This window comes from Shewanella woodyi ATCC 51908 (assembly GCF_000019525.1).
Lineage (GTDB): Bacteria > Pseudomonadota > Gammaproteobacteria > Enterobacterales > Shewanellaceae > Shewanella > Shewanella woodyi.
Map to the genome: position 1 here is coordinate 5,320,623 of NC_010506.1, position 26,677 is coordinate 5,347,299.

Annotated in this window: 22 protein-coding genes; all 22 read right to left on the reverse strand. The window is 45.2% G+C overall.

Features of this window, described 5'->3' with window-relative positions:
* Positions 1 to 11: 11 nt before the first annotated feature.
* The 22 genes from SWOO_RS22500 to SWOO_RS22605 all read right to left on the reverse strand — a co-directional run bounded on the left by SWOO_RS22500 (position 12) and on the right by SWOO_RS22605 (position 26,665).
* Positions 12 to 1,166, reverse strand: a complete 1,155-nt coding sequence (locus SWOO_RS22500; protein WP_012326970.1) for an ABC transporter permease — start codon at positions 1,164 to 1,166, stop codon at positions 12 to 14.
* Positions 1,167 to 1,180: 14 nt separating this feature from the next.
* Positions 1,181 to 2,152 carry an HlyD family secretion protein gene (locus SWOO_RS22505; protein WP_012326971.1) on the reverse strand — a complete coding sequence of 324 codons (972 nt, stop codon included), beginning with the start codon at positions 2,150 to 2,152 and terminating at the stop codon, positions 1,181 to 1,183.
* Positions 2,152 to 3,549, reverse strand: a complete 1,398-nt coding sequence (locus SWOO_RS22510; protein WP_012326972.1) for a TolC family protein — start codon at positions 3,547 to 3,549, stop codon at positions 2,152 to 2,154. Before SWOO_RS22510 ends, SWOO_RS22505 begins: the two co-directional genes overlap by 1 nt.
* 219 nt (positions 3,550 to 3,768) lie before the next feature.
* Positions 3,769 to 5,217 (reverse strand): metalloprotease TldD, encoded by a 1,449-nt coding sequence (gene tldD, locus SWOO_RS22515; RefSeq protein ID WP_012326973.1) that lies wholly within the window; start codon positions 5,215 to 5,217, stop codon positions 3,769 to 3,771.
* An 83-nt stretch (positions 5,218 to 5,300) separates the two neighbouring features.
* A complete protein-coding gene (locus SWOO_RS22520; RefSeq protein WP_041417834.1) occupies positions 5,301 to 6,146 on the reverse strand; it encodes a carbon-nitrogen hydrolase family protein in 846 nt (281 codons plus the stop codon).
* Positions 6,070 to 10,248 carry a YhdP family protein gene (locus SWOO_RS22525; RefSeq protein WP_012326975.1) on the reverse strand — a complete coding sequence of 1,393 codons (4,179 nt, stop codon included), beginning with the start codon at positions 10,246 to 10,248 and terminating at the stop codon, positions 6,070 to 6,072. Before SWOO_RS22525 ends, SWOO_RS22520 begins: the two co-directional genes overlap by 77 nt.
* Positions 10,248 to 11,750, reverse strand: coding sequence for a ribonuclease G (gene rng / locus SWOO_RS22530; protein WP_012326976.1), 1,503 nt, complete (start codon positions 11,748 to 11,750; stop codon positions 10,248 to 10,250). Before rng ends, SWOO_RS22525 begins: the two co-directional genes overlap by 1 nt.
* Before the next feature lie 87 nt (positions 11,751 to 11,837).
* Positions 11,838 to 12,455 (reverse strand): Maf family protein, encoded by a 618-nt coding sequence (locus SWOO_RS22535; protein ID WP_012326977.1) that lies wholly within the window; start codon positions 12,453 to 12,455, stop codon positions 11,838 to 11,840.
* 1 nt (position 12,456) lies between these two features.
* The gene (gene mreD, locus SWOO_RS22540; RefSeq protein ID WP_012326978.1) at positions 12,457 to 12,945 is read right to left on the reverse strand and encodes a rod shape-determining protein MreD; all 489 of its coding nucleotides are present in this window, start codon (positions 12,943 to 12,945) and stop codon (positions 12,457 to 12,459) included.
* The gene (mreC, locus tag SWOO_RS22545) at positions 12,942 to 13,838 is read right to left on the reverse strand and encodes a rod shape-determining protein MreC (RefSeq protein ID WP_012326979.1); all 897 of its coding nucleotides are present in this window, start codon (positions 13,836 to 13,838) and stop codon (positions 12,942 to 12,944) included. Before mreC ends, mreD begins: the two co-directional genes overlap by 4 nt.
* A gap of 91 nt (positions 13,839 to 13,929) precedes the next feature.
* Entirely contained in the window at positions 13,930 to 14,979 is a 1,050-nt protein-coding gene (locus SWOO_RS22550; RefSeq protein WP_012326980.1) for a rod shape-determining protein, read from the reverse strand.
* A gap of 242 nt (positions 14,980 to 15,221) precedes the next feature.
* On the reverse strand, positions 15,222 to 19,613 hold the full coding sequence (locus SWOO_RS22555) for a DUF6701 domain-containing protein (protein ID WP_012326981.1): 4,392 nt from the start codon (positions 19,611 to 19,613) through the stop codon (positions 15,222 to 15,224).
* On the reverse strand, positions 19,606 to 20,109 hold the full coding sequence (locus tag SWOO_RS22560) for a hypothetical protein (protein WP_012326982.1): 504 nt from the start codon (positions 20,107 to 20,109) through the stop codon (positions 19,606 to 19,608). Before SWOO_RS22560 ends, SWOO_RS22555 begins: the two co-directional genes overlap by 8 nt.
* Positions 20,099 to 20,932 carry a PilW family protein gene (locus SWOO_RS22565; RefSeq protein WP_012326983.1) on the reverse strand — a complete coding sequence of 278 codons (834 nt, stop codon included), beginning with the start codon at positions 20,930 to 20,932 and terminating at the stop codon, positions 20,099 to 20,101. Before SWOO_RS22565 ends, SWOO_RS22560 begins: the two co-directional genes overlap by 11 nt.
* Positions 20,932 to 21,486 (reverse strand): type II secretion system protein, encoded by a 555-nt coding sequence (locus SWOO_RS22570; protein ID WP_012326984.1) that lies wholly within the window; start codon positions 21,484 to 21,486, stop codon positions 20,932 to 20,934. Before SWOO_RS22570 ends, SWOO_RS22565 begins: the two co-directional genes overlap by 1 nt.
* Entirely contained in the window at positions 21,476 to 21,940 is a 465-nt protein-coding gene (locus tag SWOO_RS22575) for a pilus assembly FimT family protein (protein ID WP_012326985.1), read from the reverse strand. Before SWOO_RS22575 ends, SWOO_RS22570 begins: the two co-directional genes overlap by 11 nt.
* Positions 21,941 to 22,129: 189 nt before the next feature.
* Positions 22,130 to 22,642, reverse strand: a complete 513-nt coding sequence (locus SWOO_RS22580) for a type II secretion system protein (protein WP_012326986.1) — start codon at positions 22,640 to 22,642, stop codon at positions 22,130 to 22,132.
* Positions 22,643 to 22,905: 263 nt separating this feature from the next.
* Positions 22,906 to 23,406: a type II secretion system protein gene (locus SWOO_RS22585; RefSeq protein WP_012326987.1), complete on the reverse strand. Its 501-nt coding sequence runs from the start codon at positions 23,404 to 23,406 to the stop codon at positions 22,906 to 22,908.
* Between the two features lie 5 nt (positions 23,407 to 23,411).
* On the reverse strand, positions 23,412 to 23,939 hold the full coding sequence (locus tag SWOO_RS22590) for a type II secretion system protein (protein ID WP_012326988.1): 528 nt from the start codon (positions 23,937 to 23,939) through the stop codon (positions 23,412 to 23,414).
* A gap of 233 nt (positions 23,940 to 24,172) precedes the next feature.
* Entirely contained in the window at positions 24,173 to 24,832 is a 660-nt protein-coding gene (locus tag SWOO_RS22595) for a type IV pilin protein (RefSeq protein WP_012326989.1), read from the reverse strand.
* A 70-nt stretch (positions 24,833 to 24,902) separates the two neighbouring features.
* Positions 24,903 to 25,409: a hypothetical protein gene (locus tag SWOO_RS22600; protein ID WP_041417835.1), complete on the reverse strand. Its 507-nt coding sequence runs from the start codon at positions 25,407 to 25,409 to the stop codon at positions 24,903 to 24,905.
* A 35-nt stretch (positions 25,410 to 25,444) separates the two neighbouring features.
* Positions 25,445 to 26,665 (reverse strand): type II secretion system F family protein, encoded by a 1,221-nt coding sequence (locus SWOO_RS22605; RefSeq protein ID WP_012326991.1) that lies wholly within the window; start codon positions 26,663 to 26,665, stop codon positions 25,445 to 25,447.
* Positions 26,666 to 26,677 lie beyond the last annotated feature (12 nt).

Below are 26,677 nucleotides of genomic sequence, written 5' to 3' on the forward strand. Positions count from 1 at the left end.
TTGAACAGGTTTCATGCTATGTTCTCGCAACTTGGAGAAGCGCGTTCAAGACGTCGTGAAAGCAATACGAGTACAGGAATAATCAATAAAAAAACCCAATAGCTGGTCAGTTGCAATGCAATGGTCTGCCAAGGCGCACCATAACTAATAATGCTGACATGAGAGTCCACATAATGACTCGATGGCATAATTAAGCGCCACCACTGCGCAACAAGCGGCATCTCATGAACAGGAAAAGTGATCCCCATAAACGCAAATGCAGGTGCAAACATGGCTGTACCAAAACTCACAATACGCGCACTATCACGCATAATAAAAAACACCAGTAAGACCAGTAACCATACCGCTAATAACATCACAAATTGCGCTAACATGAGTAAAGCCAAACTTCCCGCGGCAGGCAGTCCTAAGTAAAGATATAACAAGGCCAAAATAAATCCGCCGTGCATCAGCAAAATGGGAGTAAATAGAACCACTTTGGCAAGAACTCGAGACCACACTCCAGTACCTGGCACTAACCCTCCCTCACAGGTCAATTCTCTGCTTAAACTATTGGAGAAAATCAACATCGCCAGTAGTTGCCACAACGCAACAAGTACGGGAGGAACAAGAAATCCCACATAGTTATTATTACGATTAAACAGAGCCGTAGTTTGACTCTTCACAGGGCTTAAATTGACGGAGACTTTAGATTCAGGCACGCCTTGAAGCAGTAGTTTCCCACCAGCGACCTCCAGTAAACCAGCACCCAGTGTCATCTGGATCTGACTCGATAGTAACTTGCCCACCAGCAAAAACTGACTGTTATAACGTATGTCTATGGTTGGGCTGTGGCCTGTGACTAAATCCCGTTTAAGCTCATAGGGGAAAACAATAATCCCATACACCTCTGCCTGCTTCATGGCTGTCACGGCAGAGGACAGGTCTACAAAGCTTTGAGGGGAGATAACTGGGTTAGCTTGTAATTTTCGGCCTAACATACGACTTAGCTGGCTATTATCATGATCAACAATAGCAACGGGCAGCTGCCTTGGTAGGCCAGCACTAAAGAGCCACCAGAGGCAAAGTATGCTTAAGATAGGGATATAGCTGACTAGGGCAAGCTGCCAAGGTGAACGCCATAAAGCATGCAGTTCACGTTTTATTAAGGCGATTAAACCAGTCATGATAGACCTAAACTTTAGTGAGTAAAGATAACAGACATACCGACACGTAAGTCGGGGATCTCAGTATCAGTACGCAGTTCAACCTCGAAGGTGCGCATATCAAAGTCATGACCGCTCTCAGTTGAGCGCCAAGTCGCAAACTCCCCCATCACGCTAACATGAGTCACGGTAAACTCTACATCGCGATCTAGGGCAGGCAAGGTCAGCATCATTTTACTGCCTTTACTAAACTGCTTAAGTTGATCCTCCCGCACCTGAAATACAGCCCAAGCATCTTTCATATCAATCAAGCTCACCACAGGAAACCCGCTAGGAGCAAGCTCGCCAGCTTGCAGTAAAACTTCACTTACCTCACCAGATTTTGGCGAGCGCATCTGGCTATCTTCTAAAATGGCACTGACCTCATTAACAGCCCCTTCCGCCATACGGGCATTACCAGCAGCAGCGGCCTTAGTTTCAACTCGCGCGCCCTCTTCAGCCATCTGGTACATGGCAAGTGCTGCTTGCTCTGTATATTTAGCAGCCTGCCACTGAGTAAAGGCCTCATCACGTTTCTGCCTAGCCACAACCCCTTCAACAAACAGGTTTTCAACTCTCTCATAGGTTGTTTTCCCTAAAGTAGCAGCAGCCTTAGCTTTTAACCACTGCTCTTTCGATGCCATAACCTGTTGCTTGCGAGCACCACTATCCGCTTCCTGTTGCAGCGCTTTAGCAGCATCGCGGCCACCTTCAGCCTGCATCAGTTTTGCATCTAACTCAGGACTGTGAATAGCAAATAGAAGATCGCCTTTCTCGACAAGATCACCACGGCGAACTAAAACCTGTTCAACCCGGCCCGGGACTTTTGAAGAGACGTTATACTCACGTGCTTCTATCTGCCCCTGCAAAATCTGGGGTTTAGGGCTATAAGCTAGCTTTAAGCCATAACCTAACAAGAGCACTAGAAGGATAAGCGCAATGATGGCGAGCAGACGGTTAGCACGCATTATTTATCTCCAAAATTGTTTAAGCCGTTAGTACGACCTATAAAGTCATCCAACTGCCCACTAATAGCCATCAGCCGCGCATAGGATTGAACATAACGGTATTTAGCGCCAAGTTGCTGTGTCTTCACTGCACTTAGCTTTAACTCGGCATCCACTCTGTCGATAGAGGTAGAGAGACCTTGATTGAACGCTATTTCACGCAGACGCAAATTCTCTTCGGCCAAACTCAAGGAGGTGTTAAGAGCCACAACCTCCTCTTGTGCCTGCTGAAGCTGACGGTAACTTTGATCTAGTAGTAAGCTTAAGTCTTGCTGAGTTTGTGCTTTAGTGTATCTCGCTTGCAGCAGTGCACTTTTAGCCGCTTCTACCTTTCCACTGCGGCCATCTCTGCTCAACAAAGGCACTTTAACCCCAAGCCCGACCATCCAATCTGGCTCCACTTTAGAGAACAGACTATCGTCCTCATACAAGGTGTAATTACCGTAGAGGAAAACGGTGGGTTTATAGCGACCTTTTTCAACCTCAATCAGACCACTGGCTTGCTCCTCTTTAGCTTCAAGTAATCTTAATGCCGGATGCTGGGTCATGGTTAGCTGGCTCAAACGCGGCAAAGAGGGCTGGCTTGACAACATAAACAGCTCTGATGCAGTCGTCACACTCTGCTGGTGCAACATACGTGACAGTGCGATCACAGCCATCTCATGTTGCCGCTTAGCACTACCAGCGCTAACCCGAGCATTTTCAAGCGCCACTTGAGCATTTAGCCGCTCCACTTTAGCGATTTGTCCTTGCTCCTCTAACTTAAGCGCGTGATCAACATGCTCAGTCAACGAAGCCACTAACTGCCCCTGAGTCTGCATTAGCATCTCAGTCACTGAAACTGCGTAATACCTATCAACTAAGAGATTAAAAAGATCACGTGTAACCAGCTGCAACTGCTGCTCTTTCTCTGCAACCTGCGCTTCGTGTATCCCTTGAGCAGCGGTGATCTTGCCACCGGTATAGATGGGCCACATCGCTTGCAGACTCGCTCTAAAGATATCTTGTTCAGTAAAAGGAGTGACGAAAAGAGAACTTGGAATGCTGGCCAATGCACCACCTAAAGCTGGCGGTAAGCTGCTAGGGTCGAGTGACGCTAAGGGGTTTAAATCGCGAAGATCCAGCTCAATAGGTTTTTCAAGGTGAGTGTAGCTACCGCTGATATCTAGGGAGGGCATGCCAAGATCTTCACCCGCTTGCTGCTCAGCTTGGGCTCGTATGACCTCTTGAGATTCGGCCTGTAGCTTATCGCTAACGGTCAATAGCTGCTGCCATGCCGCGTTAAAAGTCATTGGCTGAGCCAAAGTAGTGCCGCAGATCAAGCACAGAGATAAACAAGCCAAACGCGTTAGTTTCATCTATACCTCAAAATACTGAACATCAAATATAGAGTAATGACTCTAATTTTAAAACAATGATATCATCCAATCAGGTTATCAACCTAATGCTTTGCATTAGCGTTATTTTTTAGCCTAGATTCAAGCTCAATGATTAAACAAAAAGTTCAGCAAAGATAGCTACTAAAGACTTACCTTTGGCTGAACTTACCTGTTTTATAGCCTTACTATTCTTAAGGGTTAAGCTGTACCGCCAACCGTTAAGCTATCTAATTTCAGCGTTGGTTGACCAACTCCCACTGGGACACTCTGACCATCTTTACCGCAAACACCCACGCCATTATCCAGCGCAAGATCATTACCGACCATAGAGATCTCTCCCATGGCCTCAGGACCGTTACCGATTAAAGTCGCCCCCTTAATCGCCTGAGTCACTTCACCATTTTCAATCAGGTAAGCCTCTGAAGCTGAGAAAACAAACTTACCAGAGGTAATATCAACCTGCCCTCCACCGAAGTTAGGCGCATAGATACCATTTTTAACTGACTTAATGATCTCTGCTGGATCTGACTCACCCGCTTCCATATAGGTATTGGTCATACGCGGCATAGGTAAGTGTGCGTAGGATTCACGACGACCATTACCCGTTGACTGCTCACCCATTAGGCGGGCATTGAGTTTATCTTGCATATAGCCCTTTAAAATCCCATCTTGGATAAGCACGGTCTTCTGACTCACAACGCCTTCATCATCAATGCTCAAAGAGCCACGACGATTCGCTATCGTGCCATCATCAACCACTGTGACTAATTTAGACGCCACCTGTTGACCCACTAAACCGCTAAAGGCGCTGCTGCCCTTACGATTAAAATCTCCCTCTAATCCATGACCAACCGCTTCATGCAGCAAGACACCTGGCCAACCAGCGCCAAGTACCACTGGCATTTGACCTGCAGGAGCGTCAATAGCTGTCAGATTAACTTGAGCCTGTCGTACAGCTTCGCGAGCAGATGAGAAACATTTAGGTAAACCAGCATCATCGGTTTCCATCAATGCTTCATAGCCATGACGTCCGCCGCCACCGCTAGCACCTCGTTCACGCTTACCTTCATCTTCTAGAATAACGCTACAGTTAAAACGCACTAAAGGACGAATATCGGCTGCTAGGGTACCATCGCTTGCTGCCACTAATATCTCTTCATGAACACCAGAAAGACTAACAACCACCTGAATAATTCGACTATCGAGGCTACGGATATAAGCATCAGCCTCTTTAAGTAGGGCGATCTTCTTAACCTCTTCCATCGCAGCGATAGGATCGGCACTTTGATAAAGTGGTTTCACCTCTTGGCTTTTCCAAGCTTGAACACTGCCATTAGCGCCTGCCGAGGCGATACTACGAGCCGCTTCCGCTGAAGCGATAAGTGCCGATGGCGTGATCTCATCGGCATAGGCAAACCCCGTTTTTTCACCCGTGATTGCTCGTACACCTACACCGCGTTCAATATGAAAGCTGCCCTCTTTAACGATTCCATCCTCTAACACCCAAGACTCATGACGACTTCCTTGAAAGTAAAGATCGGAAAAGTCGACATCATGCTGATGAATAATATTCAGATAGCCCTGTAGATCACTCAGTGATTGTCCATCTTGCAATAAACTTTGCTCAACTTGGGTTAAAAATGGCATTAATGATTCTCTCTTTTGACTTAATTCTTTATAAAATATCAGGGCTCATAGCAATTGGTATAAGCTCCCAACACCTTTCTATTCTAATTGCTTTTTCGTAACTTGGGCTCTGAAAATCGATTATGACCAGCTACAGGGATATGCTTGCGGATCTTATCCTGCTCGCTCCTGTCCAGTGTAGCCTGAACCCAGCCACACTCCTCTCTTTTTTCAGCCTGAACTCGCCCCCAAGGATCGACAATCATACTCTGTCCCCAGGTCTCACGACTGCCTTGATTATGCTGTCCCCACTGGGCCGCTGCCAGAATAAAGCATTGGGTCTCTATCGCCCTTGCCTGAATCAGTGGTTGCCAATGTGCCTCACCTGTCACCTTAGTAAAAGCGGAAGGCAGAGCAATCAACTCAGCCCCAGCCAAACGCATGGCTCTAAACAGATCTGGGAATCTAAGATCATAGCAAATCGCTAAACCTAACTTTCCAAATGGCGTATCTATAACGGTGATCTTCTCGCCTGGACAAAAGGTATCACTCTCCCGGTACTGTTTGGTTCCATCGGCAACATCTACATCAAACAGGTGTAGCTTATCGTAGTCACCTAAGGTACTACCCGTATTATCAAAAAGGTAAGTTCGACTATAGACACGTCCATCCTCTGAACGTACAGGAATTGTTCCAGCCACTAGATAGATATCATACCTTGCAGCTAGCTCAGACAGGGCAGTTTTTAACTCAGTCGTTTCAGCGCTTGCCTCACCAGCATATTCGAGCTGGTGGCTCTCATGACCACCAAACAGCAAACAGCATTCAGGTAAAACCACCAGCTGTGGCTCTGCTGCCACTCTTGGTAAGCACTTAAGCTGCGACTCTATATATTCCAGATTCGCCGATACATCCCGGCTGCTTTGACATTGTAATAGGCTGATCTGCATCCTTAACTTCCTTTTTAGGTACTTCCTTAAAAGTGGGGATCTCTTGTACATTAGGCTCAAACAATTCTACGCCCGAGCTCGGATCTTCTTTATCTTGGCTCTGTGGCTCAGGTGTGTCCACCCTCTTTTGAGGATTTTCCTGCTCTATCTGCGAAGGGTCAGTCAGATCTGAGTTCAAAGGAGCCTCAAGTGAGCTTTCAATCTGCCCTTCAGTGGCATTATCAGTTTTTGGTAGCGCCGATTCAGGGATCTCTATCTCTTTACTCTTACGCTCAAGCTCCTCAATTTTTGGCTCCGACATAGTACCGGTTAACCTAAACCTAAGCTCAGTGATCACCTCAATAACAGGTTCAAGCACTTTAGTCAGGGCAAATGCTCCCAAACCAAAAGTCCAACCACCGGTCGTCAGCAGTACCACTGTCGGCACACTCGAAGCAAGCTGAGGAACGAAGCGAATATCGTAATTTAAACTTTCGGTGGTCAGATCCGTATAACCTCTCACCTTCATATTACCAGCAACGGCGTCCATCTCAGTATCTCGGGTTTTAATCACTCCGTTATCAATATTCAGTGTGCCGGTAAAGGAGTTGAAATAGAGACCCTTGCCAAATACATCGGAGAAATCCAACGAAAGCTTTCTCAGCAACGAGTCGAGGCTGAATAGGGAAAATATTCTCGCGCCTTTATCACTGACTTCAGTAAGATGCCCCTTACCCAAATCAAAATTAACTTGTCCATTGAGAGAATCTAATGCAAAAGCATAGGGAGCACCCTGCCATGATATCTTGGCATCAATATCAACAGGCGCATTCTTCAGCCCTGGATCTGTACCTAGAATCGTCGAGAGGTCATCAAATCGAGTGGCATTAAGCTTTACATTGAACTCAGTCAAATTCTCATCGGCGCTGTTATTCCAAGCTCCACTTCCACTGAGTGTCACCTCTGGCGTTGTCAAAGAAAGGGTCTGGATCTGATAGTTATTACCTTGTGGCGTCCCTTGCAACACTAAGTGACCTAAAGGTTTTCCGTAAAAACTAAACTCATCCACATCCACCGCTAAAGGCGGCAGATTTTTCAGCACAGTGTCCGATTTAAAGTGTGCGTTTTCGGGCTGCTTAATCACAGGTGCCATATGGAATTTAGAGGCAACAATTTTCAACCCTTGAGTCGACCAGTCTGGATAAAAATCTACTCGGCCATCAAACTCATCTGACTCAGCTTTAAAGCGCCATACATGCTCAACCGGCTGAGCATCTAAAGTTAGGTGAGTTAACGCTTGTCCCATTAGGTCTAGCTGTTTTATCTCGCCATCAATACTAACAAGAGGTGGAAAGAAGTTAACTTTCTCGCCCATATCTTCGGCTTCAATATTATCACTCACCTCAACCTGCACAGGATCTGTGAACTGATGAATGATTGGCAACCAAGGCGTTAGCTGAGTTTCAGCGATGGAGAGCTGCAGGTGGCCCTGATTCTTTTTCAGTTGATCACCAGGCCTAAATAGACGCCCTAACAGGAGATCGAAGTGAGCGAGTTGATCGCCAGATAACTGATCGAAGCCGCCCCAGAACTCCATCTCTTTACCCAGCTTAATCCCCAGTGAGGACTGCTTGTTATCCCCAATCAACTCTGCAGTTAATTTACGGCTCTCATCTTTACCTTTAGTAAAAGGCGCTGGCAGATCTAAACCGACACCTAGAAGCTCACTATTAACTTGCGCTTGGATACGATAGCCACTGGGATCGAAAATCAGCGTCATTCCACCATCCCACTCTAACTCTCCCGAGTAAAACGACTTAAGCGGGTTATCCAGATAATCGGGGAGCTCAGCAAGTTGCCAGGTGCCAGACAGATCCAGATTTAAGCCATAGTTATTACCTAAGCTCTCAGTGTCAAAGCTCAAAGAGACAGGCTGCTGAAACAACTTAGCTTCTATCCCCTCTCCCTTAACAACATCATTAAGAAAGCTGACCTGCCCTGTGACTTCATCCAGTGCGACACCAGGCTCAGTGATATACACAGGAGTATGGTCAAAATTAACCAATCCACGGATCTGCTCACTCTCGCCATCATAGAGTGGAATAGAGAGATCCAGCTCTGCTGTCACCTCACCCTTTATCTGTACTACATCGAGTGTTGAACCCACAGAGTCGGCCAAAGAGGAGCGATTAAGTACTTGAGTCGCAGCCTCACCTTGTGTGGTTAAATCAGCCTTTACCTGAAGCAGAGAGCGCTCGCCTAACTCAGGAATAACCACACTAGCACCATCAACAACCACATCAAGCAAGTTTCCTTTGTTAATCAAGAGATCCATTCGGGCATTTTCAAACAGAGCCGATAGATTTAATTCGGTCACCGAGGGCCAATCTGGCTGAAACTCAAACTCAGCATCTTGAATAGTAAAGTCAGCCTGAAAAACGCCTGAATGGTCAAAATAGGGGTAGTTTGCTAGCGGGCCATGCCATAGCACTTTAGCATCTTGAGTATTACCAGCAACCAACCCAGTATCCAAATATTCCACCAGATCTTCGCTCATTCCATGAAGAGGAAAATAGTTTGAAGCCCGTGAAACATCATGGAGTTTTACATCAGCTAATAAGGCTAGATGTGCAACATCTTCAAACCCTAACCTTACTGAGGCATCAACAGAGATATCTGGATTATTCAGTTCAAGTTGAGGAATGATTAATGCCTGAGAGCCAATATCATATTTAACATCGAAGGGCTCGCCATCGAAGGCAAGAGGGGTTGCAAAAGCCGAACCGAAATCCAGCAGATACTTCTGCTTAGGCAGAGATAGATAGAGGGCATCTTGCTGCCAACCTAACTGAATATCGAGTGGAGAGGAGCCTGGAATTTGACCTTGTTGTTGCCAGCTAAGCTGTTCAACATCAAGTTCTAGTTTAGGTTCACGCTCAGCATCGAGTGAAAACGCTATATTGCTGATGTAACCCTGAGGTTCCAGTGACTGCCAAGTATTTAACAGGGCTAAATCGACGCCTGGGAACAGAGGTAATAGAGGCAACAATGTGCTGGCATCCAGACGATTCACAGAGGCGATCAATGCTTCGCCACATTTCTGAGCTGAAAACTCCAGTTCGGGCCACAGCTGCTTACCTGTTTCAAAGGCAAGTTGTTGACTATTGAAGCTCCAGCCATGCTCACTGGGACGCCAGAGCATTCGTCCACCTTTGATCTCAAAGTGTTGCTCCTGCCCATTTAGATCCCACTCAAGCCAACTAGGCTCAAACTCAATCTGAGCCGACTTTATTCCACGCTGAGCAATATCAAACCACGCCTCAAGATTAACAACCCCCTCAAGTGCTAGCTTACTTGAACTATCATAGGGATCGGCTTGTCTTGAGGCCCACTCTCCAAGATCCAAAGAGCGCGCAGCCAAATAAACCTCTCCTTTTAAGCTTTCAGGCTCATCACCATTGCCTCTAATGTCCAGCTGTAAACTCAGCTGTTCAACCTCAGAAGCCGCTTTATCTAAGTAGAGCTTACCTTTACCTTGGTGCCTAAGATCATCATTTTTCCAACTCAGATCTTTGATATAGATGGGTCTATAATCGTAACGCTGACTTAATAATTGCAAGCTAGCATCACGTATCGAAAAGTGTTCTAGCTGCTCCAAGAGCAAGCGATAAAGCCAATCGGTATCGACCGCTTGTGAGGTAGAAGTCTGGCTGCTGGATGTGGAAGGTTTATTCAATTCGTCGATATCAAGTGCAACCTGAACTCCCTCAAATATCACGGTCTCAATCTGAGGACTTGTAGTGATCACGCTCTCCCAAAAATCGAGTTTCACATGAACATCATCGACAACTAAGGTGAAGGGAAGCTTATCTTGGGGCGGAAGCACCAATTTTTTAACGGTCAGAGCTGGACCAAATGCTTGCCATTCAGCGGTGAGTTCACCGACATCAACCTGAACTTGATACTCAGATTCTATATAGTTAGTGAGCTCCGCCCTCACCTGATCAAGTTTAGGCAAAAGTCCTCTAAATAGGCTAACAACTAGCGCAAACAGCACCAATATGATGGCTAAAACTTGCCAACAAATTCGACTGAACTTACGGGGGCAGAATTTGGGCGACACTACATTATCACCACATCAAACTTATTCTGGGCATACATGACCTCGTTTTGGAAACGAACTCTTTTCCCTATGTAGACTCCCAACTCAGCAACAAGATGGCTCTCTTCACCGGTAAGGCTGTTAAACACAGTAGGTGAACAGTAAACTAGGAACTCATCTGCGTCGTAACTGCGATCTAGCCTGATGATCTCTCTAAAGATCTCATACGAGACGGTTTCAACGGTTTTCAGGCTACCAGTTCCTAAACAAACTGGGCACTCACCACATAACACATGTTCTAGGCTCTCTCTGGTGCGCTTACGTGTCATCTCCACTAAACCTAACCCTGAAAAACCACTGATATTGGTTTTTACTGTGTCATGGGAAAGGGCAAGCTCTAGGCTGGCAAGTACGCGCTTTTGATGTTCAGACTTCAGCATATCGATAAAATCGATAATGATGATCCCACCTAAGTTACGTAGCCTTAGCTGACGCGCAATAGCATGGGTTGCCTCCATATTGGTGTTAAATATCGTCTCTTCTAAATTACGATGACCCACGAAAGCACCAGTGTTGATATCGACCGTGGTCATCGCCTCAGTCTGGTCTATGATGAGGTAACCACCAGACTTAAGCTCAACTTTACGCCCTAATGCGCGCTGAACTTCATTCTCAACATCATAAAGATCGAAAATAGGAACAGGACCATTATAGTGTTCGATTTTTTCAGCGATCTCAGGCATAAACTCATCGGCAAACGCCTGTAACTCCTCATAAGTTTGGCTAGAGTCGACCTGAATTTGATCTAGCTCTGTCCCGACAAAGTCACGCACGATTCGTACTGGCAGTGCCAAATCTTGATAAAGCAGAGACACACCTCTGCGCTTGCGTCGCTCGCTGACCTTAGACCAAACTCGACGTAAAAAAGCAGCGTCCTGAACCAGCTCCTTCTCACCAGCACTCTCAGCAGCTGTGCGGATAATAAAGCCGCCATCCTCATCGACAAAAGGCTCGGTTAATTTCTTTAGACGTGAGCGGATCTCTTCAGATTCAATGCGTTGAGACACACCAACATGGCTAGAGCCAGGCATAAAGACAAGGTAGCGAGAGGGAAGAGTAATATCTGTGGTTAAACGTGCTCCTTTGGTACCGAGTGGATCTTTCACCACCTGAACCATGATGTCCTGACCTTGGCGAACGAGTTCACCAATAGCACGAACCACAAAGTTGCCTTTCTCGCCCTCGGCAACACACTCAGTGTGGGGCACAATGTCGGATGCGTGTAAAAATGCAGCTTTATCTAATCCAATATCGACAAATGCAGCCTGCATACCAGGCAGGACGCGACTGACCTTACCTTTATAGATATTGCCAACTAGGCCACGCTTCATACGCCTTTCAATATGAACTTCTTGCAGAACACCATGTTCAACTAAAGCCACTCTGGCTTCTGTTGGCGTCACATTGATCAATAATTCAGAACCAATCTTTCGCTGTACTCTGTTTTTGACTATGCGACTCATAATTATCTACTCGTTATTATTTTTGTAGCCACTAAACAAATTTCAGATCCGAAGCCGACAACTCTCGGTAAGCCAAGAACAACTTCACTATAAAACGTTCATTTCTCGCAGCAACTCTCGGGTTTCAACCATAGGTAAGCCAACTACAGCTGAGTAGCTGCCCTCAATCCGCTCGACAAAGCTGCCACCTAGGGCCTGTATCCCATATGAACCGGCTTTATCCATGGGCTCACCCGTTGCTATATACGCTAAAATATCAGCCTCAGAGAGCTCACAAAACTGCACTTGAGTCTCAACTAGTCGTGTCAGGACTCTTTCGCCATCGGTAACGGCCACAGCGGTCATCACGCAATGCATATGACCGGACAGTTCAGATAATGTCTTCAGGGCATCGGTTTCATCTACAGGCTTACCTAATATTTTATCACCTAACACCACAATCGTGTCGGATCCCAAAACTAAGACTGTCGATAATTGGCTCTCTACACTAGCACTGGCGTTAAACAGTGCCAAACCCGCTTGGGCTTTCTCAACCGCAAGACGAACAACAAAGTCTTGAGGTGACTCACCGAATTGATGGCTCTCATCAATATCTGCAGCTAACGCTGTAAAGTTAAAACCTGACCGAGAGAAGCCCAACTGGGCCAGTAACTCTTTACGACGTGGAGAGGCTGAAGCCAGTATCAGTTGAGTGGAATTAGCCATGCTACCTCACCTTATATAAGCGCCGAACTCGACGTAAAATCCAAAACACCCAGGGCCAGATAATCAAGCTAGAGATAGCAGGAAGGAATAAACTGACATCAAAGGTTACCGTCCCCACCACAAACTGCACCCAAAATATCACGAGATGATGCAAACAGATTAAGCTCGCGACCATTAGCGCCTGTTGCCACATGGGGAAATTACGTAGTCGTTGAAAATGTAAAACCACCACGTAGACAACCAAAGACATAGAGAGTGCTCGGATCCCCAAGTGGGCACCCAACATGATGTCCAGCATCACCCCCAGTATCCATGCAGATAAAATGTTGTATCGATGAGGCAGGGCCATCGCCCAGTAGATCATCACAAGCAGCAGCCAATCAGGACGCCAAGCTTCAACCAGATCCGGGAGTGGCATGATTTGAAATAACATGGCCACTAAAAAACTCAGCCAAACGACCCAACGGCCATTGGCAATATGCATACTCATTCGCCCACCTCAGCTTTTTCTGCCGCCTTTTTTGCCGCAGATAAGATCATTGCCGTTTCATCTTCTAACGCCTCAGATGCGGGCTCATCTGGCCATATCAACAGAAGATAACGAATACGATCCAACGCAGCTAACGGCTGAGCGATCACATTTGCGTAATTCTGACCGTCATCTTTCACTAAGCTCATTACACGGGCTACGGGGTAACCTTCAGGGAATCGATTTCCAAGGCCTGAGGAGACCAGAAGATCGCCAACACGAATATCTGTACTCTTAGAGACATACTTGAGCTCAAGCTCATCGAGTACACCTGTTCCATTAGCCACAACTCTGACATCGTTACGTGTCACTCTGACAGGAATAGCATGGGTCACATCTGATATCAGCAGTACGCGACTACTGAGTTCACTCACCTGCACAACCTGTCCAACCACACCCTGAGCATCAACCACAGGTTGACCGACAAAAACACCACTTCTTGCACCATGGTTTAGCACCACATATTGGTGAAAAGGATCGCTGGCAACCTCCATCACCTCGGCAACAATCTTCTTAGCATCCATATGCACTGGCGATCCTAGTAAAGATCGTAGACGATCATTCTCCTGCCTTAGGTGTTCGAATCTTTGTAATCTTTCACTCATCAATAGTTGCTGTCTAAGCAGCTCTTTATTTTGCTGAGCAAGCATATTGCGGGTCGCTAAACTCTCTGCAGACCAATCTAAGAGTGCACCGGGAACGTTAGCAATATATTGCAGGGGGCTTAATACAGATGAGACAGATTTACGCACAGGATCGAGACGATTGTTCGCCACGATAAGGATCACCGACAAAATAATTGCCAGTGTCAGCCTGAATTGGTTTGAAATACCACGAGCAAAAATGGGTTTCATAAAAAACTATAAGTAATGGAAAAGCCGGTTTGGGATGTCTTACAACATGATAATTAAAAAAGGCGGTGAAGTACCGCCTTTTCTACATCGATTAGTTCTCTTCAGAGAAGAGGTCACCACCATGCATATCTATCATCTCTAAGGCTTTACCACCACCGCGAGCAACACAGGTAAGAGGATCATCGGCAACCATGACTGGAATACCCGTTTCCTGCATCAATAAGCGGTCCAGATCGCGGATCAAAGCACCGCCACCTGTCAGTACCATGCCACGCTCAGAGATATCTGATGCCAGCTCTGGCGGAGACTGCTCAAGAGCCACCATAACCGCACTGACGATACCTGATAATGGCTCCTGTAGTGCTTCAAGGATCTCATTACTGTTTAACGTAAAGCTGCGCGGTACACCTTCGGCTAAGTTACGACCGCGAACTTCAATCTCAAGCACTTCATCGCCTGGATATGCTGTACCAATCGTGTGCTTAATGCGTTCAGCTGTCGCTTCACCAATCAAGCTGCCGTAGTTACGGCGAACATAGTTGATAATCGCATCATCAAACTTATCACCACCGATACGGACTGATGAGGAGTAAACCACACCATTTAGCGAGATAATTGCCACTTCGGTAGTACCACCACCGATATCAACAACCATAGAACCCGTCGCTTCAGAGACAGGTAGACCGGCACCGATAGCAGCCGCCATAGGCTCTTCAATGAGATAAACCTCACGTGCACCTGCGCCCATTGCAGATTCTCTGATCGCACGGCGTTCAACCTGCGTGGCACCAACAGGCACACACACAAGTACGCGAGGGCTTGGGCGGAAGACGCTATTATTGTGCACCTGCTTAATAAAGTGCTGCAGCATCTTCTCCGTCACATAGAAATCAGCGATCACGCCGTCTTTCATTGGACGAATTGCTTGAATGTTGCCGGGTGTACGACCCAACATCTGTTTCGCTTCAGTACCGACAGCTGCTACAGATTTCTGTCCGCCACTTCCGCGTTCACCACGTATTGCAACAACAGAAGGTTCGTCCAATACGATCCCCTCTTCGCGAACGTAAATTAAGGTGTTAGCCGTACCCAAATCGATCGAAAGATCGTTAGAAAAAATGCCACGCAGCTTCTTGAACATGTAACCAGCCTGTCTTAGTGGAGTCTGAAAATAGAAAAAATCAGGTAACTCTATCAACGTCCCTGCAATGACACAAGAGTGTTGAGGTTAACATTTGCTAATGAAGCAATTTATTTCTGTTTATCATGAAAATGACCACTAAAAAGTGGCCATTTTCGATATTTTATCTATCTAGAATCTCTTTACAGATAAAACACAGAGCTAAATAGCGTTTAGCCTTACTTCAACTATTTTACTTCTCACTAGTTAACCTCACGCCAATAGATCACTTTGTCATGTCCGCGATAGGTGCCAAAAAACGCACTCGCTCTTGGATCGTACAGCCCATTGGGATTATTCCCATCATAATTCCAATACCACTTTAACCAAGGCTCAACATGCTGCTTAAGAGGTACCTCACCCGAAGCATTTGGGACAGAAAAATAGAGCTGATCGACACCAGATGCGACCACACCAGACTGCAGAGTTAAATCAATGTCGCTATAGGCATTAATCGTTGGGAATCCTGGCGGTAACGTCATGTTTAATCCCGTCGTCGCAGTCTCTGAGGTGTCTAAAGAGGTCAATGTGTTATAAACAGAACAGGAGTCATCGGTATTGATGGTCCAAATTGGCACACCCGCAGTCACTGCGCTAACATACTCAGTTCTCAGTGGTAAACGTAAGCTTTCAGATTCTGGCCCGTAGCCATTCTCAAGTACCATACGACCATAACGCAGATCTTGAGTCGATACCTTTTTCGCATCACACCCAGCTCCGCTACAGCTTCCAGCACTCGCTGCATTCATATCTGGGTCTTTAATAAAGGAGTAATGAGTCGTCCCCTCTCCATCATCCATTCTTACCCCTATATCGAGCAGTTGATATGGACCATCGGGCAGATTACCAAGGCGGCTAAATTGAATATTGTCGTTAACAACAGCAGTGCCTCTGCTATTACCTCCTGTATTTGAGGTCGGCCAACTCAGAGCAGATAGTCCTGATAAGCGAGCACCTAAATCGATACCATTAAGATTGTTTTCAGCGACTAATCCAGCCGTACCTTTTGCAAAGCCACCAAAGTAATTCTTTGTTATCGCATTTGCTGAATTTTTAGCACTAAGAGTCATCATCAAGGAGAATGGCTGCTCCATATAACTAAAGCTATTACTGCAAGCTGGCATAATGCTTTGACCTGAGAGCTCAAAATAAGCGGGGACAAAACGGCCAATAGGTTCACTTGTTCCCGGTTCAATGGGCCTAACCATGCCTAAATATGGATTAGGTGGCTTAGGAGCGCTAGGGTTAGGTTCAGCAGTAATACTGAATACCCCAACTTCAGATACTGCTCGGGTCAGAGAGTTTGCCCCATCGCTAGAGGCCGTATGATTATAATCAGCGATTTCAGCGGCATCAGAGCCTCCACTGGGAGCCACAAGGTTTAAACTAAGATCAATATTTTGATGGGTATAATTAGGAGTAGATAAGTTATCACACAAGTCTCCATCACTATCACTCTCCCAAGCCATCGCTTTTACGACAAATGGAAAACTCTCTCCCGCCATCTTATAAACATTACAACTAGCACCTGCTGTACAAATAGCTGCTGTCTCAGGCAACACACATAAACCTTTAGGGTAACGAACAAAGGTATCCGCTCCATCCATGATGAGTCCTGCTTCATCACCAGAGCCTGTATAACGCGCATTGAGTGTCATCTGTCCAGCATCGGCGTAATTAACATCTATGGTCGCTTGCCCTTGAGCATTAAACGATAGATTAAGCGGCACAGCACCGGCCAAGTTCAGCCCAGCATCAATTTCAGTTGCACCGGACTTTACTTTCACTTTCTTAGTGCCCGAATTTGGACTTGTATAACTACTCCAAAAAGCAACAGACTTTTGTTCATTGGCAAAACCCGCAATACACTGCTTAGTGATCTCATCTTTCTTCACTGCATTGACAAGAATATTTTGCGACGGCTTATTGGAGAACTCATCTGGAATACCGTTATTTGGTGATGCTGTTAGATCCCCAAATACAAAACCACTATCGGCATAAGTTAAAGTACAGTTTTGGGTTGTAGGAGTTGATGTACCAACACGGCAAAGAGTTTGACTAAAGGGTTTTGCACCAGGAGTCGAGCCAGTCATATCCATGGTCACACTACCAAGGGTTGTTCGACTCAGTTGGATTTGCGCCGAACCTCCTGTGAAGGTCACCTGATTACCCACAACGCCGGTACCACTCCACCCCCCTCCTCCAGTGACACTGGCAGGGCTTAGTGTCGCGGTTACTTGATCGGGTACGGTTTGGCTACAGTCTGCATTGGCACAGGCTTTAATGGTGATATTTTCTGGGCTACAAGTTAATGCACTCCCTGAATGGGTAAACTCAAAATGATCGATTACCACACCAACGGGTCTAGACTCTAATGCACACACCTCTACATTATCTATCTCATGAATGTTAGTTAGCCCGCCAGTAGAACCTGTGAGTGAAAGAATAAAATCATCAGGTACTGCAGCTTGTCCTGTTTCACTTGCAGCATCGAAAGGGGGAACGATTGAGACAAATCCACCGCTCGTTTTACGTTGAACCTCCACAATGGATTGCCCTGCAACTCTTGAGTCAACAGTAATACGATACCTGTGTGTAGGACTTCCATTGTTATTATCGACTCTAGGGTTTAAACAATCTCCATTGGTATTAGTGGTGCCGTTATTACACGCCCCTTTTAAATAACCGTAACCTGAAGTACCAGAACCTGAGCCTCTTACAGCCACACTTTGACGTCTGCGACCCACATTATCGGTATTACTCCCTTCACCTGAGAAGTTTCCATACTCATCGATACCAATACCTAACCAACCACCAGCAAATCCATCAACGTTACTTCTTGCACCATAGCCTAAGGGGCCACCAGCGGCGCCAGGTTGGGGAGTTACGCTTGCATCTGATAGAACAACTGCAATACCGTCAGCCCCGTTACCACCGTAAGCAAAGTGGTCAAACTCAATGGTAACTAAGTTATCTGCGGCAAGAAAAAGTCGTTGATAGGTCGCAGAGGTTGCTTGATAACCTGCACTTTCCGTCTGTCTTAACCGGCCGTTAACAATTGCAGGGGTAAAACTACCGCTACTTTTTGCTACCACCCAGTTATCGGTTAAACTACCCTGAGAAAAATCATCGTTAAAACAGGTTAACTGTCGCTCCTTTTTCTCCAGTGCAACAAAGCTGTAAAACTCATAAACATGCCGTCTTTCAGTGTTCTGGTAGGTATCCTCATCATTCACCATACTGACTCTATTATTGGTCAATTTACAACGCCTCAACCAACCACCGTCGCCACCACGTCTAGAGTTTTTTCCAGCAACCAGAGTTGGCGCGTTATTAAAACCCGTTAGCGTACTTTCGCTGCCACATTGATATGAGAGATCCCCGGTGCCTGGCGCTGTTTGATATTGGCGAGCAAATTGATAAATAATTTCATCACCATCAAAACTAAAAGTACCAGTACCTGACTCAATAGCCAGATAGCCAACTCTCTCGTTTTGTAATGAATTTCGATTCCCTGTTTGACATCGACTCCCTATACGCACTTCTGCGGCATCCAGCGCTAATCGAATACCAGAACCATAAAACTCAGATGTACTCGTTAACCAACAATTATTGACCGAAGTGAGCTTTTGATTCAAAACAACATCAAGATCGGAATCGAGAGGTATATTGGTATAGGGGCTATTATTGAGACCAAACGCCCTGTTTTGGTTGATGACTTTTGCTACCAACTCAGTGCCATCAGAGAGTGTATGCTCACCAGGGGTAACCGCAATCCAGTGAACCTCGGCCATGGTCTGTGATGCAATATAACGGTTACCTGCACTAGCAGGTTCCTCTTGCCTCCAGGTAAATCCTGAACTAGTGATGTTAACAGGAACAACGGAAGCTGGACCGTCATTAGTATCTGGGTTATTGGCTGAAATAGTGGGCATCAAGAAAACTATCGGAGTCACACCAGAATCAAACGCTTTATCGAAGGTAACAGTAGTCGATGACGCTTTACCAAATTGAATATTAAACGAAGATTGATTGTTATTACACATGCCACCAAAATCTGCATTCTCAATAGCCTCTTCATCAAAATCGATACTTCCATTGCCTCCAATCGTCATCCCACCACCAGAAGCGAGAGCACCATCGATAGTGGCATTACCAGCCAAATCAACGGCCCCCCCAGCATAAACAATACCGTTGATAAAATTCTGCCCAGCTATCGATAGTCCACCTTTAACAAAAATAATCAGATCTTCAGTCTCACCAGTTCGGTTAATACTGGCATTATTCAGCGTTAAGGTATCGAAATAGAGCCGGGTCGTTTTGCCATTAGTCGTAATAACAGAGCCGTTTTTTAAATTACCATTGTTAAAATTATAATTCCCGGGGGTAAAACTAGAGCTGTGACCAGTACACCCATTACGATCACAAGTTAAATTACCTAAACTCGGGCCAATATCAGCAGGTGGATTCAACCCATTAGGAAATAGATTGTCTGTTGGAGGGTCGGTAAAGATCTCATCACATTGAGGCACCGCCGCAACGATAACGGGAAATAACAGCAACAAGAAAATAAATAAGCGGATAATGTTAATCACGAGCTTCAACCTCCACACTTCGACTCACTCTTAAGCAGTTACCATCATTTGAGGCGCAATCTCCTGTTTGACATGTCGCAGTGCTAGTAATTAAATACTGAGTAACTGTATTAATGGTATTAGTATCATCGCAAGTGATCACGATACTGCAAGCATGGAAACCTACCAATGTGGGGTTATCATTACCTATGTTCCATGAACTTGTCACATTGGTGCAAGAGGTAGCCGTATTGTCGGTAGCAGTGAGGGGAAATAGCTGTGAAAGGGCTCTATCAGCCCCTGAATTTGCAGCAGCAAAAGCACGGGTTCCCCATACTTCCAAGTTTACCTGTTCATCTGCATCTTCCAATACATTAAGTAGCGCAGTTGCCATTAGAAACATCACTGTGATAACAAATATCCCAATAATAAGCGCACTACCACTCTGCCTAGATAATTCAGACCTTAAGTAAGTACCTCTAGAGCCAGTTAAGAGTGAGCTTAGACTATGGGACATTGATCACCTGTACCTGATGCTGATATTGGAACTTTTGGTTAACTACCTCAAACTTAGGCCTTAACTGAAGAATCGCATTATTCACCAGACTGGATGGCGCTAGCAAGATAGGTTTGTCTGTCGCTAAGTTATTAACAACATTTTCCGCCATTAATACGCCACTGCTGTTTGGAGTAAGCTGATTAGCATTAATCCCATAATTCGCATAACGCCTTAGCTCCCCACCCGATTGGAAACAGTAACTCACAGCGCCACTAATCATAAAGTAGCGCTTAATAGGGGAAGCTTCAGCAAACTGGATTGAATTATCAAATGTGATCTCACCCGTGCTCGCATCAAATGCATCGACATCAAATAAACGCCCAGTAGTTCCTGCGGGAGTTGCCGAATAGATATGTTTAGGTAATAACGGATACACCAGCATCTGATTTCCGACGTTTAATCCTTGAGAGGGAGGAAAAACGGTTCCCGTGTTATTAGCCGCTGCAGGTGAAATAGGAAGATCAACATAAGAAGCACTGGCCTGAATAGGCACAAACTCAACACACTGATAGGTCAATACGGTGTCAGGAGTCAAACGTATGCTGTTTGGCACCGCATTACGCAGCTCCCGCGTCATTCGCTCCATAGCAAAGCGACTCTGACTTAACACTTGTTCTACCGAGGTTGACTCAACAAAAATCCTTGTTCCTAATACAACAAAACTACTGACACCTAGCACTAAAACACCGAGCACAATGATCACTGTGACCATCTCGACCAAGGTGAATCCTTGCGCGCTTTTATGATGCTTATAACTCTTATTATTCTTGTGGCTAGCCATCAGTAATTACTCCTAATGGCGTTATAGGTTATCACCTCACCCCTTGGCGTTGTCACATCGATCGTGACTAACTTGCTATTTCTATCGGCATTCGGATAAGTCACAGCAACAGATAGCTGGTAGTTTATATACTGACTCAAATAAGTGTCACTAGAGTTCAGCATATTGCTCGTTTCGCTAAGACCATGGTAATCATCAACATCATTAAATGTGTTACGAACCTCACCAGTATCGGGGCCTAAATTAGCCGCGTCAGTACAATCTAATCCGGCAGGCAGACCTAGATCTGCTCTGGCAGCTGCACCACAAGCTGGCACTCCCCCATTAGCATTGGTATTTTGATCATAACGCTTTCCCCAGATCTCATTCAAAATAGAGTGTGCTAGCTCAGCAGATCTAACTCGGTGTAACGTATCTGCAGCACGATCTGCCTGAGGAAACAGCATGCTTGATAGCATAACCAGCGCGATACTTAGCACCACCATGCCAACAACCAGCTCAATCAAGGTAAAGCCTTTAATAGAGTTTGAAGAGTTAAGAGAGTTAGCGGCCATGAATATACCCCTGACTTTCAATACTAATAGTCAGCGTTTCATCGGCAATCACGTTTATGCAGGCACCAGAACACGCAAGGCTGCTCACGCCGTCGCTGTCTCCACTAAAATCAACGTTGAAACTACTACTGGCACTACTAATCAGTGTGAGGTTAGCCCCTCCTTCAAATTGACGTTTTGACTCAGTTGGCGCTGTAACTGTAGTGCAGGCTAAATTGCTAAATCTTTGGAGTTGATAACCTTGGGGATCGACGGCAACCCGATAACAGCGACCTTGATTATTCATCGCCAATAACTGGGCCTTTCGAAGCTCACTAATAAACTCATCACGAAGAGTAAAAGCACTGTAGCTCGAATTTGTTAACATGCGCGGTAGCACCACCACAGAGAGTATGGCTATCAAAATAATAGTGGTCACTAACTCTACCAAGGTAAAGCCTGTCTCTCTATGCATCAATTTTCCACCAGTCAATGCCATCAATTTTATGCTAGCTGTTATTTTCCAATAACTTATTGAGTATGGCAAATAAAGTTACGCACTTCAGCTGTTTTATCCCTTAAACACATATATAAACAGAGAAAAAGGCCCTAAGAAAGGCCTTTCGCAAATAAGATAACTATACAGTCTGCTACATAAAGATGTTTAACAGGCGAAGGGGTCTTGAGCTCCTACTGGGGTATAGAGTGTATAGGTTGGCTCGGTTGTAGATGTCGCTTCCACATAAACAAAATTACAGGTATCGGCTGGCGCACCTTGGGGACTAAACGCCAAGCCCCCTCCCGGAACCGCGGTGGCCACCCACTCACTAGAGTCCACATCCATTGCAGCTCCTATAACAGCTGCATCTTCAGGCAGGTAACCATATACAGTTTGTATCGGTGTGCCCGTACCAATATCGACGCCCGCGGTATTACCCGTATTAGCCGCCCACCCAGCAGCATCTGCAATACGCTCTTCACCAGCAACTGCCGCTTTTGAAAATACCAGAGTATTAGCCCCCTGTAACGCAGCTCTAAACCCTTCTAAAGTAGATGCTTTAGCATCGCTTTGAAGGTTGATAAATTTAGGCGCGGCAGTTACCGCCAAAAGACCTAAAATAATGATAACCACCACTAATTCAATCAAGGTAAAACCCAGCTGTTTTGCTCTTCTCATCTTTTTGCCTCTATTTAACACTAGCTATGACAGTAGCCAATAACCATCCGTATAAGCCAAACAAATTTATTAGCCTAAGCTTAGTCAAGCTTGAGAGTTTTGGATAATTATAGGGATAGCCTTGATAATGCATAGAGTTCAGGGAGCAAACAGAGGTAAATAAAAAAGCAGGTACACCATAGAGAAGAAAGCTCTCACTTGTATGGCAAGCTCTTCAGACACAAAAAAGGCCTGCATTGCAGGCCTTTTTATCACGTTAAAAATTAACAGTCGTCAGATAAAGTACCATAAACAGGTAAATCTGTAGCTGTAGCCCCCGTGTACTCAACAAAGCATTGCTTAGTTGCACTTGGAGTAATATCTGCTGGGTGAATAATGATTTCGACATCTGCAGTTGATGCAACCCCTGTTGCTGGTGCAACAATAGTCCACTCTGAACCATCACTTTCTAGTACTTTTGCAATCTCGGTAGCATCAGCTTTCACATAACCGTATACCGCTTTAATGTCTGCTGTACCGTCACCAGTTGTATCGACGTTATTGGCATCCGCCGTGTTTGCATCTTTCTCTTTACCCTGAATCGCTGCTTTTGAATAAAGTAGAGTATTTGCACCTTGCAGTGCTCCCTTCATACCATCAAGAGTCGATGCACGAGCATCGCTTTGTAAATTAATGAACTTAGGCGCAGCCGTTACAGCCAGAATACCCAAGATAATGATAACAACAACCAACTCAATGAGAGTGAAACCTTTTTGATTTTTCATAATTTTTAGCAATCCGTTGTTGTAGTAGAGATTTGAGCAGGCGTAATAACGCCTGTAGTGGTATTTTTTGTCGCGACCGTATAGTTAAGGCGACAAGCATCATCAGCTTTCTTTCCTTTAGGAACAATAACAAAACCAGTTGTAGCACTACTCCAAACTGCCCAGTCCTCAGTAGCAATATCAGCAGTTCCGTCGGATAATGCTTCAAAAGTCATATCCATAGCATTCTCTAAATTAGATTTCACAGTAGCTACAGTAACAGAACTATTAATGTTTCCATAATCGGTAGTGACTACAACTCCAGTAGCGACAGTAATACTTGCACCAGCATCTGCCTCTTTGCCTGCTATAGCAGCTTTAGAATAGATAAGTGTATTTGCGCCCTGAAGAGCCGCCTTAACACCATCTACGGTCGAAGCACGTGCATCTGACTGTAGATTGATAAATTTAGGTGCCGCTGTTACAGCAAGAATACCTAAAATAATGATAACGACCACTAACTCAATTAGGGTAAAACCATTTTGCTTGTTCATTTAAAAACCTCATATAAAAACTATATAACTCTTTATATAGCTAAATTTTCTACAAAAATATTCAGTCCTTTTGGCACTTACCATTTTAAATATTTACTTTAAATAGCTCTAGTTTATACAGTCTTACTTTAAAATAATTATCTTCAACGTTAGTATCAAAACTTTTATTATTAACTTTATAAAACCCTGTAACCTTATATCTTTACTCGCGTTATAACTCTCATCAGTACAAATTACAGATCGTTCGAGAAACTAACCACTTGGCCCGTTCCAGGGTTGTAAGTTACTCCCTTAGCCCCAGCTGTAGTCAGGTTTGGCTGAGGGTTAGCAACGCCTGTTGTTGGATCTAACCTAAGCGAAGCGACTAAGTGATAGACACACACATCTAAACCAGGAACCTGCACACCCGATATCGCGGTACCAGTGCCACCAATACTGTCAATAACACTTACGACATATCTCTGTTTACGCGCATCTTGATCTATCTGCACATTACGTGGTGCATTTTGTAATACAGCGCTAAATACCTCTTGGCATGTTGCATTGGTCATAGTTGTAGCATCGGTATTACCGGTCCCTGATGCAGGTGATCCCGTAGGAAAACCAAACCTTTCATCTAGGTATGCTGTAGTCCCGTCTAAGATAACAGAGTCATTTCGGCGTCCATCAACTTCCCATTGCGCCCGAACAAAGCCAACAGCCGTGGCTAAACCACCCGACACACCATCAACACTTGCATCTTCTGCATCATCAGTCACATTTAAAAAACGAGGGATCGCTGTGGCTGCCAATAAGCCTAAAATCACAATCACGATAACAAGTTCGATTAAAGAAAAACCTTGTTGCACTCTACCCATGTGGCTTTTCATATAACCCTTTCTCAGCTTAGTCATGATACCCCCCTTACTAGTTTCACAATTCTAACAGTTCATAGTATTTTGAAAACCTATGAAATAGCTTAATTTAATCTTTAGTCAAAAAAATAACTCGGCCAGAACTGAGCTGATAACTCAATCGATCCGAATTATTATCAAAATAGTCACAAACATCTCTCGAAGGGTCGAAACTAGTTACAATGTGTTGCTTTACGGTCTCCCTACCTAATAACTGACCCCAAAGCTGTTTACATCCCACTTTATCTCGCTGTTCAGGTAAAGGCCAGCCCCCTTTACTCATTTTGATCAAAACTAACTCATTCTCTTTAGTCATATTCTGTCCATAGACCTCAAATGAATTCCAATCTAAAGGCATCAAATTTGGCCTTCCCTGTGCGAACCATTGAGCTTTGACCATTCCTAACACATTGATCAGCTTAGTATGATCAGCCTTAAGGCTTTGAACACCAACTCTTTCCAATGAACTAAAATACTTAAAAGCCAATGTAGCGAGCAAAACTAAAATAAGCAGGAGGGAAACCACCTTTCCCAAAACCTGCAGCAGCTCTCCATCGGCTTTCTGCTGATTTAACATTATTGGCATTTTCTCTGAAATTTATAACTCATGCATTAGTTTCCACCTTTAACCACATTGAGCATATCCCACATCGGTAAGTAAATACCCAGAGCCAATATCAAAACTATGCCGGCAACGAAACCGATCAAAATGGGCTCTAACTTGGCCGTCAGGTTTTTCAAATCGTAATCCACTTCCCCTTCATAAAAATCCGCTGCGTCATTTAGCAGCTGATCTATCTGACCAGTCTCTTCGCCAACAGCCACCATTTGAAGCACTAATGGCGTAAAGAGGTGGCTCTGATTACACACTCTTAGCATTGAGTCACCCGACTCTATGCCCCGCCGCATTGCCACTATTCGATCGTGCATATAGGCGTTATCCACCGCATCAGCAACTAAGCTCAGAGCTTGTGTCATAGGCACCCCAGCACTCAACATCATGGAGAAACTACGACAATAGCGTGATAGGGTTGAGCGTTCGATAATACTTCCTACTGCAGGGATATGTAGCTTCCATTTATCCCACTGCTTCTCCCCCTTCTCGGTACTGTGCCAATAACGAATTCCGATAAACGTACCAACAGCAGCAACCAACATAACAGGCCAATAGTTCACAAATAGATTCGATGTACCTATCAATAGCTTAGTCGCCCAAGGTAGATCTGCACCAAAGCGAGAAAACATCTCTGCAAATTTAGGGATCACCATGATATTTAAGATCACCATCGCCAAGGTGATCGCCATCAAAACAAATATCGGATAGCGCATTGCAGCTTTAATTCTTCGTCTCGTCTCCTGCTCCCGTTCGATGTAACCAGACAGTTGAATAAAGGCATCTTCTAACTTACCTGTATTCTCCCCCACGTGAACCATAGAGACAAAAAGTGAATCAAATACATCTGGGTGATGGTTCATTGCCGAAGATAATGGACGACCGGAAGTTAGCTGCTCTGAAATATCATTTAACGCATCTTTCATTCTCTGAGAGTGAGTCGTCTCAGACAGACCCGCGATCGCCCGCAAAATGGGGATACCAGAGCGAGTCAGTGAGTACATCTGTCTAGAGAAAATCTGTAGCTCATCAAGGCTCACTTTTCCTTTAAACAAACTTGCCAGAGTAAATGAAGCTTTCTCTTTACTCTCATTAAGCTCTAAGGGGATAACAGATCGTGACATCAATTGATCGGCAGCCGCATTCTCAGTCGCAGCATCCACCACGCCTGTCACCTGTTGACCTTGTGCATCCCGCCCACGGTATTTATAGACTGGCATTCGCACATCCTA

What these genes read in the sequence shown, in the direction of transcription:
- SWOO_RS22510 (WP_012326972.1), bottom strand. Translation starts at nt 3,549, where the DNA reads ATGAAACTAACGCGTTTGGCTTGTTTATCTCTGTGCTTGATCTGCGGC.
- SWOO_RS22570 (WP_012326984.1), bottom strand. Translation starts at nt 21,486, where the DNA reads ATGGCCGCTAACTCTCTTAACTCTTCAAACTCTATTAAAGGCTTTACC.
- SWOO_RS22500 (WP_012326970.1), bottom strand. Translation starts at nt 1,166, where the DNA reads ATGACTGGTTTAATCGCCTTAATAAAACGTGAACTGCATGCTTTATGG.
- SWOO_RS22520 (WP_041417834.1), bottom strand. Translation starts at nt 6,146, where the DNA reads ATGCAGATCAGCCTATTACAATGTCAAAGCAGCCGGGATGTATCGGCG.
- SWOO_RS22605 (WP_012326991.1), bottom strand. Translation starts at nt 26,665, where the DNA reads ATGCCAGTCTATAAATACCGTGGGCGGGATGCACAAGGTCAACAGGTG.
- rng (WP_012326976.1), bottom strand. Translation starts at nt 11,750, where the DNA reads ATGAGTCGCATAGTCAAAAACAGAGTACAGCGAAAGATTGGTTCTGAA.
- SWOO_RS22550 (WP_012326980.1), bottom strand. Translation starts at nt 14,979, where the DNA reads ATGTTCAAGAAGCTGCGTGGCATTTTTTCTAACGATCTTTCGATCGAT.
- SWOO_RS22580 (WP_012326986.1), bottom strand. Translation starts at nt 22,642, where the DNA reads ATGAGAAGAGCAAAACAGCTGGGTTTTACCTTGATTGAATTAGTGGTG.
- tldD (WP_012326973.1), bottom strand. Translation starts at nt 5,217, where the DNA reads ATGCCATTTTTAACCCAAGTTGAGCAAAGTTTATTGCAAGATGGACAA.
- SWOO_RS22565 (WP_012326983.1), bottom strand. Translation starts at nt 20,932, where the DNA reads ATGGCTAGCCACAAGAATAATAAGAGTTATAAGCATCATAAAAGCGCG.
- SWOO_RS22585 (WP_012326987.1), bottom strand. Translation starts at nt 23,406, where the DNA reads ATGAAAAATCAAAAAGGTTTCACTCTCATTGAGTTGGTTGTTGTTATC.
- SWOO_RS22535 (WP_012326977.1), bottom strand. Translation starts at nt 12,455, where the DNA reads ATGGCTAATTCCACTCAACTGATACTGGCTTCAGCCTCTCCACGTCGT.
- SWOO_RS22505 (WP_012326971.1), bottom strand. Translation starts at nt 2,152, where the DNA reads ATGCGTGCTAACCGTCTGCTCGCCATCATTGCGCTTATCCTTCTAGTG.
- SWOO_RS22590 (WP_012326988.1), bottom strand. Translation starts at nt 23,939, where the DNA reads ATGAACAAGCAAAATGGTTTTACCCTAATTGAGTTAGTGGTCGTTATC.
- SWOO_RS22575 (WP_012326985.1), bottom strand. Translation starts at nt 21,940, where the DNA reads ATGCATAGAGAGACAGGCTTTACCTTGGTAGAGTTAGTGACCACTATT.
- mreD (WP_012326978.1), bottom strand. Translation starts at nt 12,945, where the DNA reads ATGAGTATGCATATTGCCAATGGCCGTTGGGTCGTTTGGCTGAGTTTT.
- mreC (WP_012326979.1), bottom strand. Translation starts at nt 13,838, where the DNA reads ATGAAACCCATTTTTGCTCGTGGTATTTCAAACCAATTCAGGCTGACA.
- SWOO_RS22595 (WP_012326989.1), bottom strand. Translation starts at nt 24,832, where the DNA reads ATGACTAAGCTGAGAAAGGGTTATATGAAAAGCCACATGGGTAGAGTG.
- SWOO_RS22600 (WP_041417835.1), bottom strand. Translation starts at nt 25,409, where the DNA reads ATGTTAAATCAGCAGAAAGCCGATGGAGAGCTGCTGCAGGTTTTGGGA.
- SWOO_RS22560 (WP_012326982.1), bottom strand. Translation starts at nt 20,109, where the DNA reads ATGTCCCATAGTCTAAGCTCACTCTTAACTGGCTCTAGAGGTACTTAC.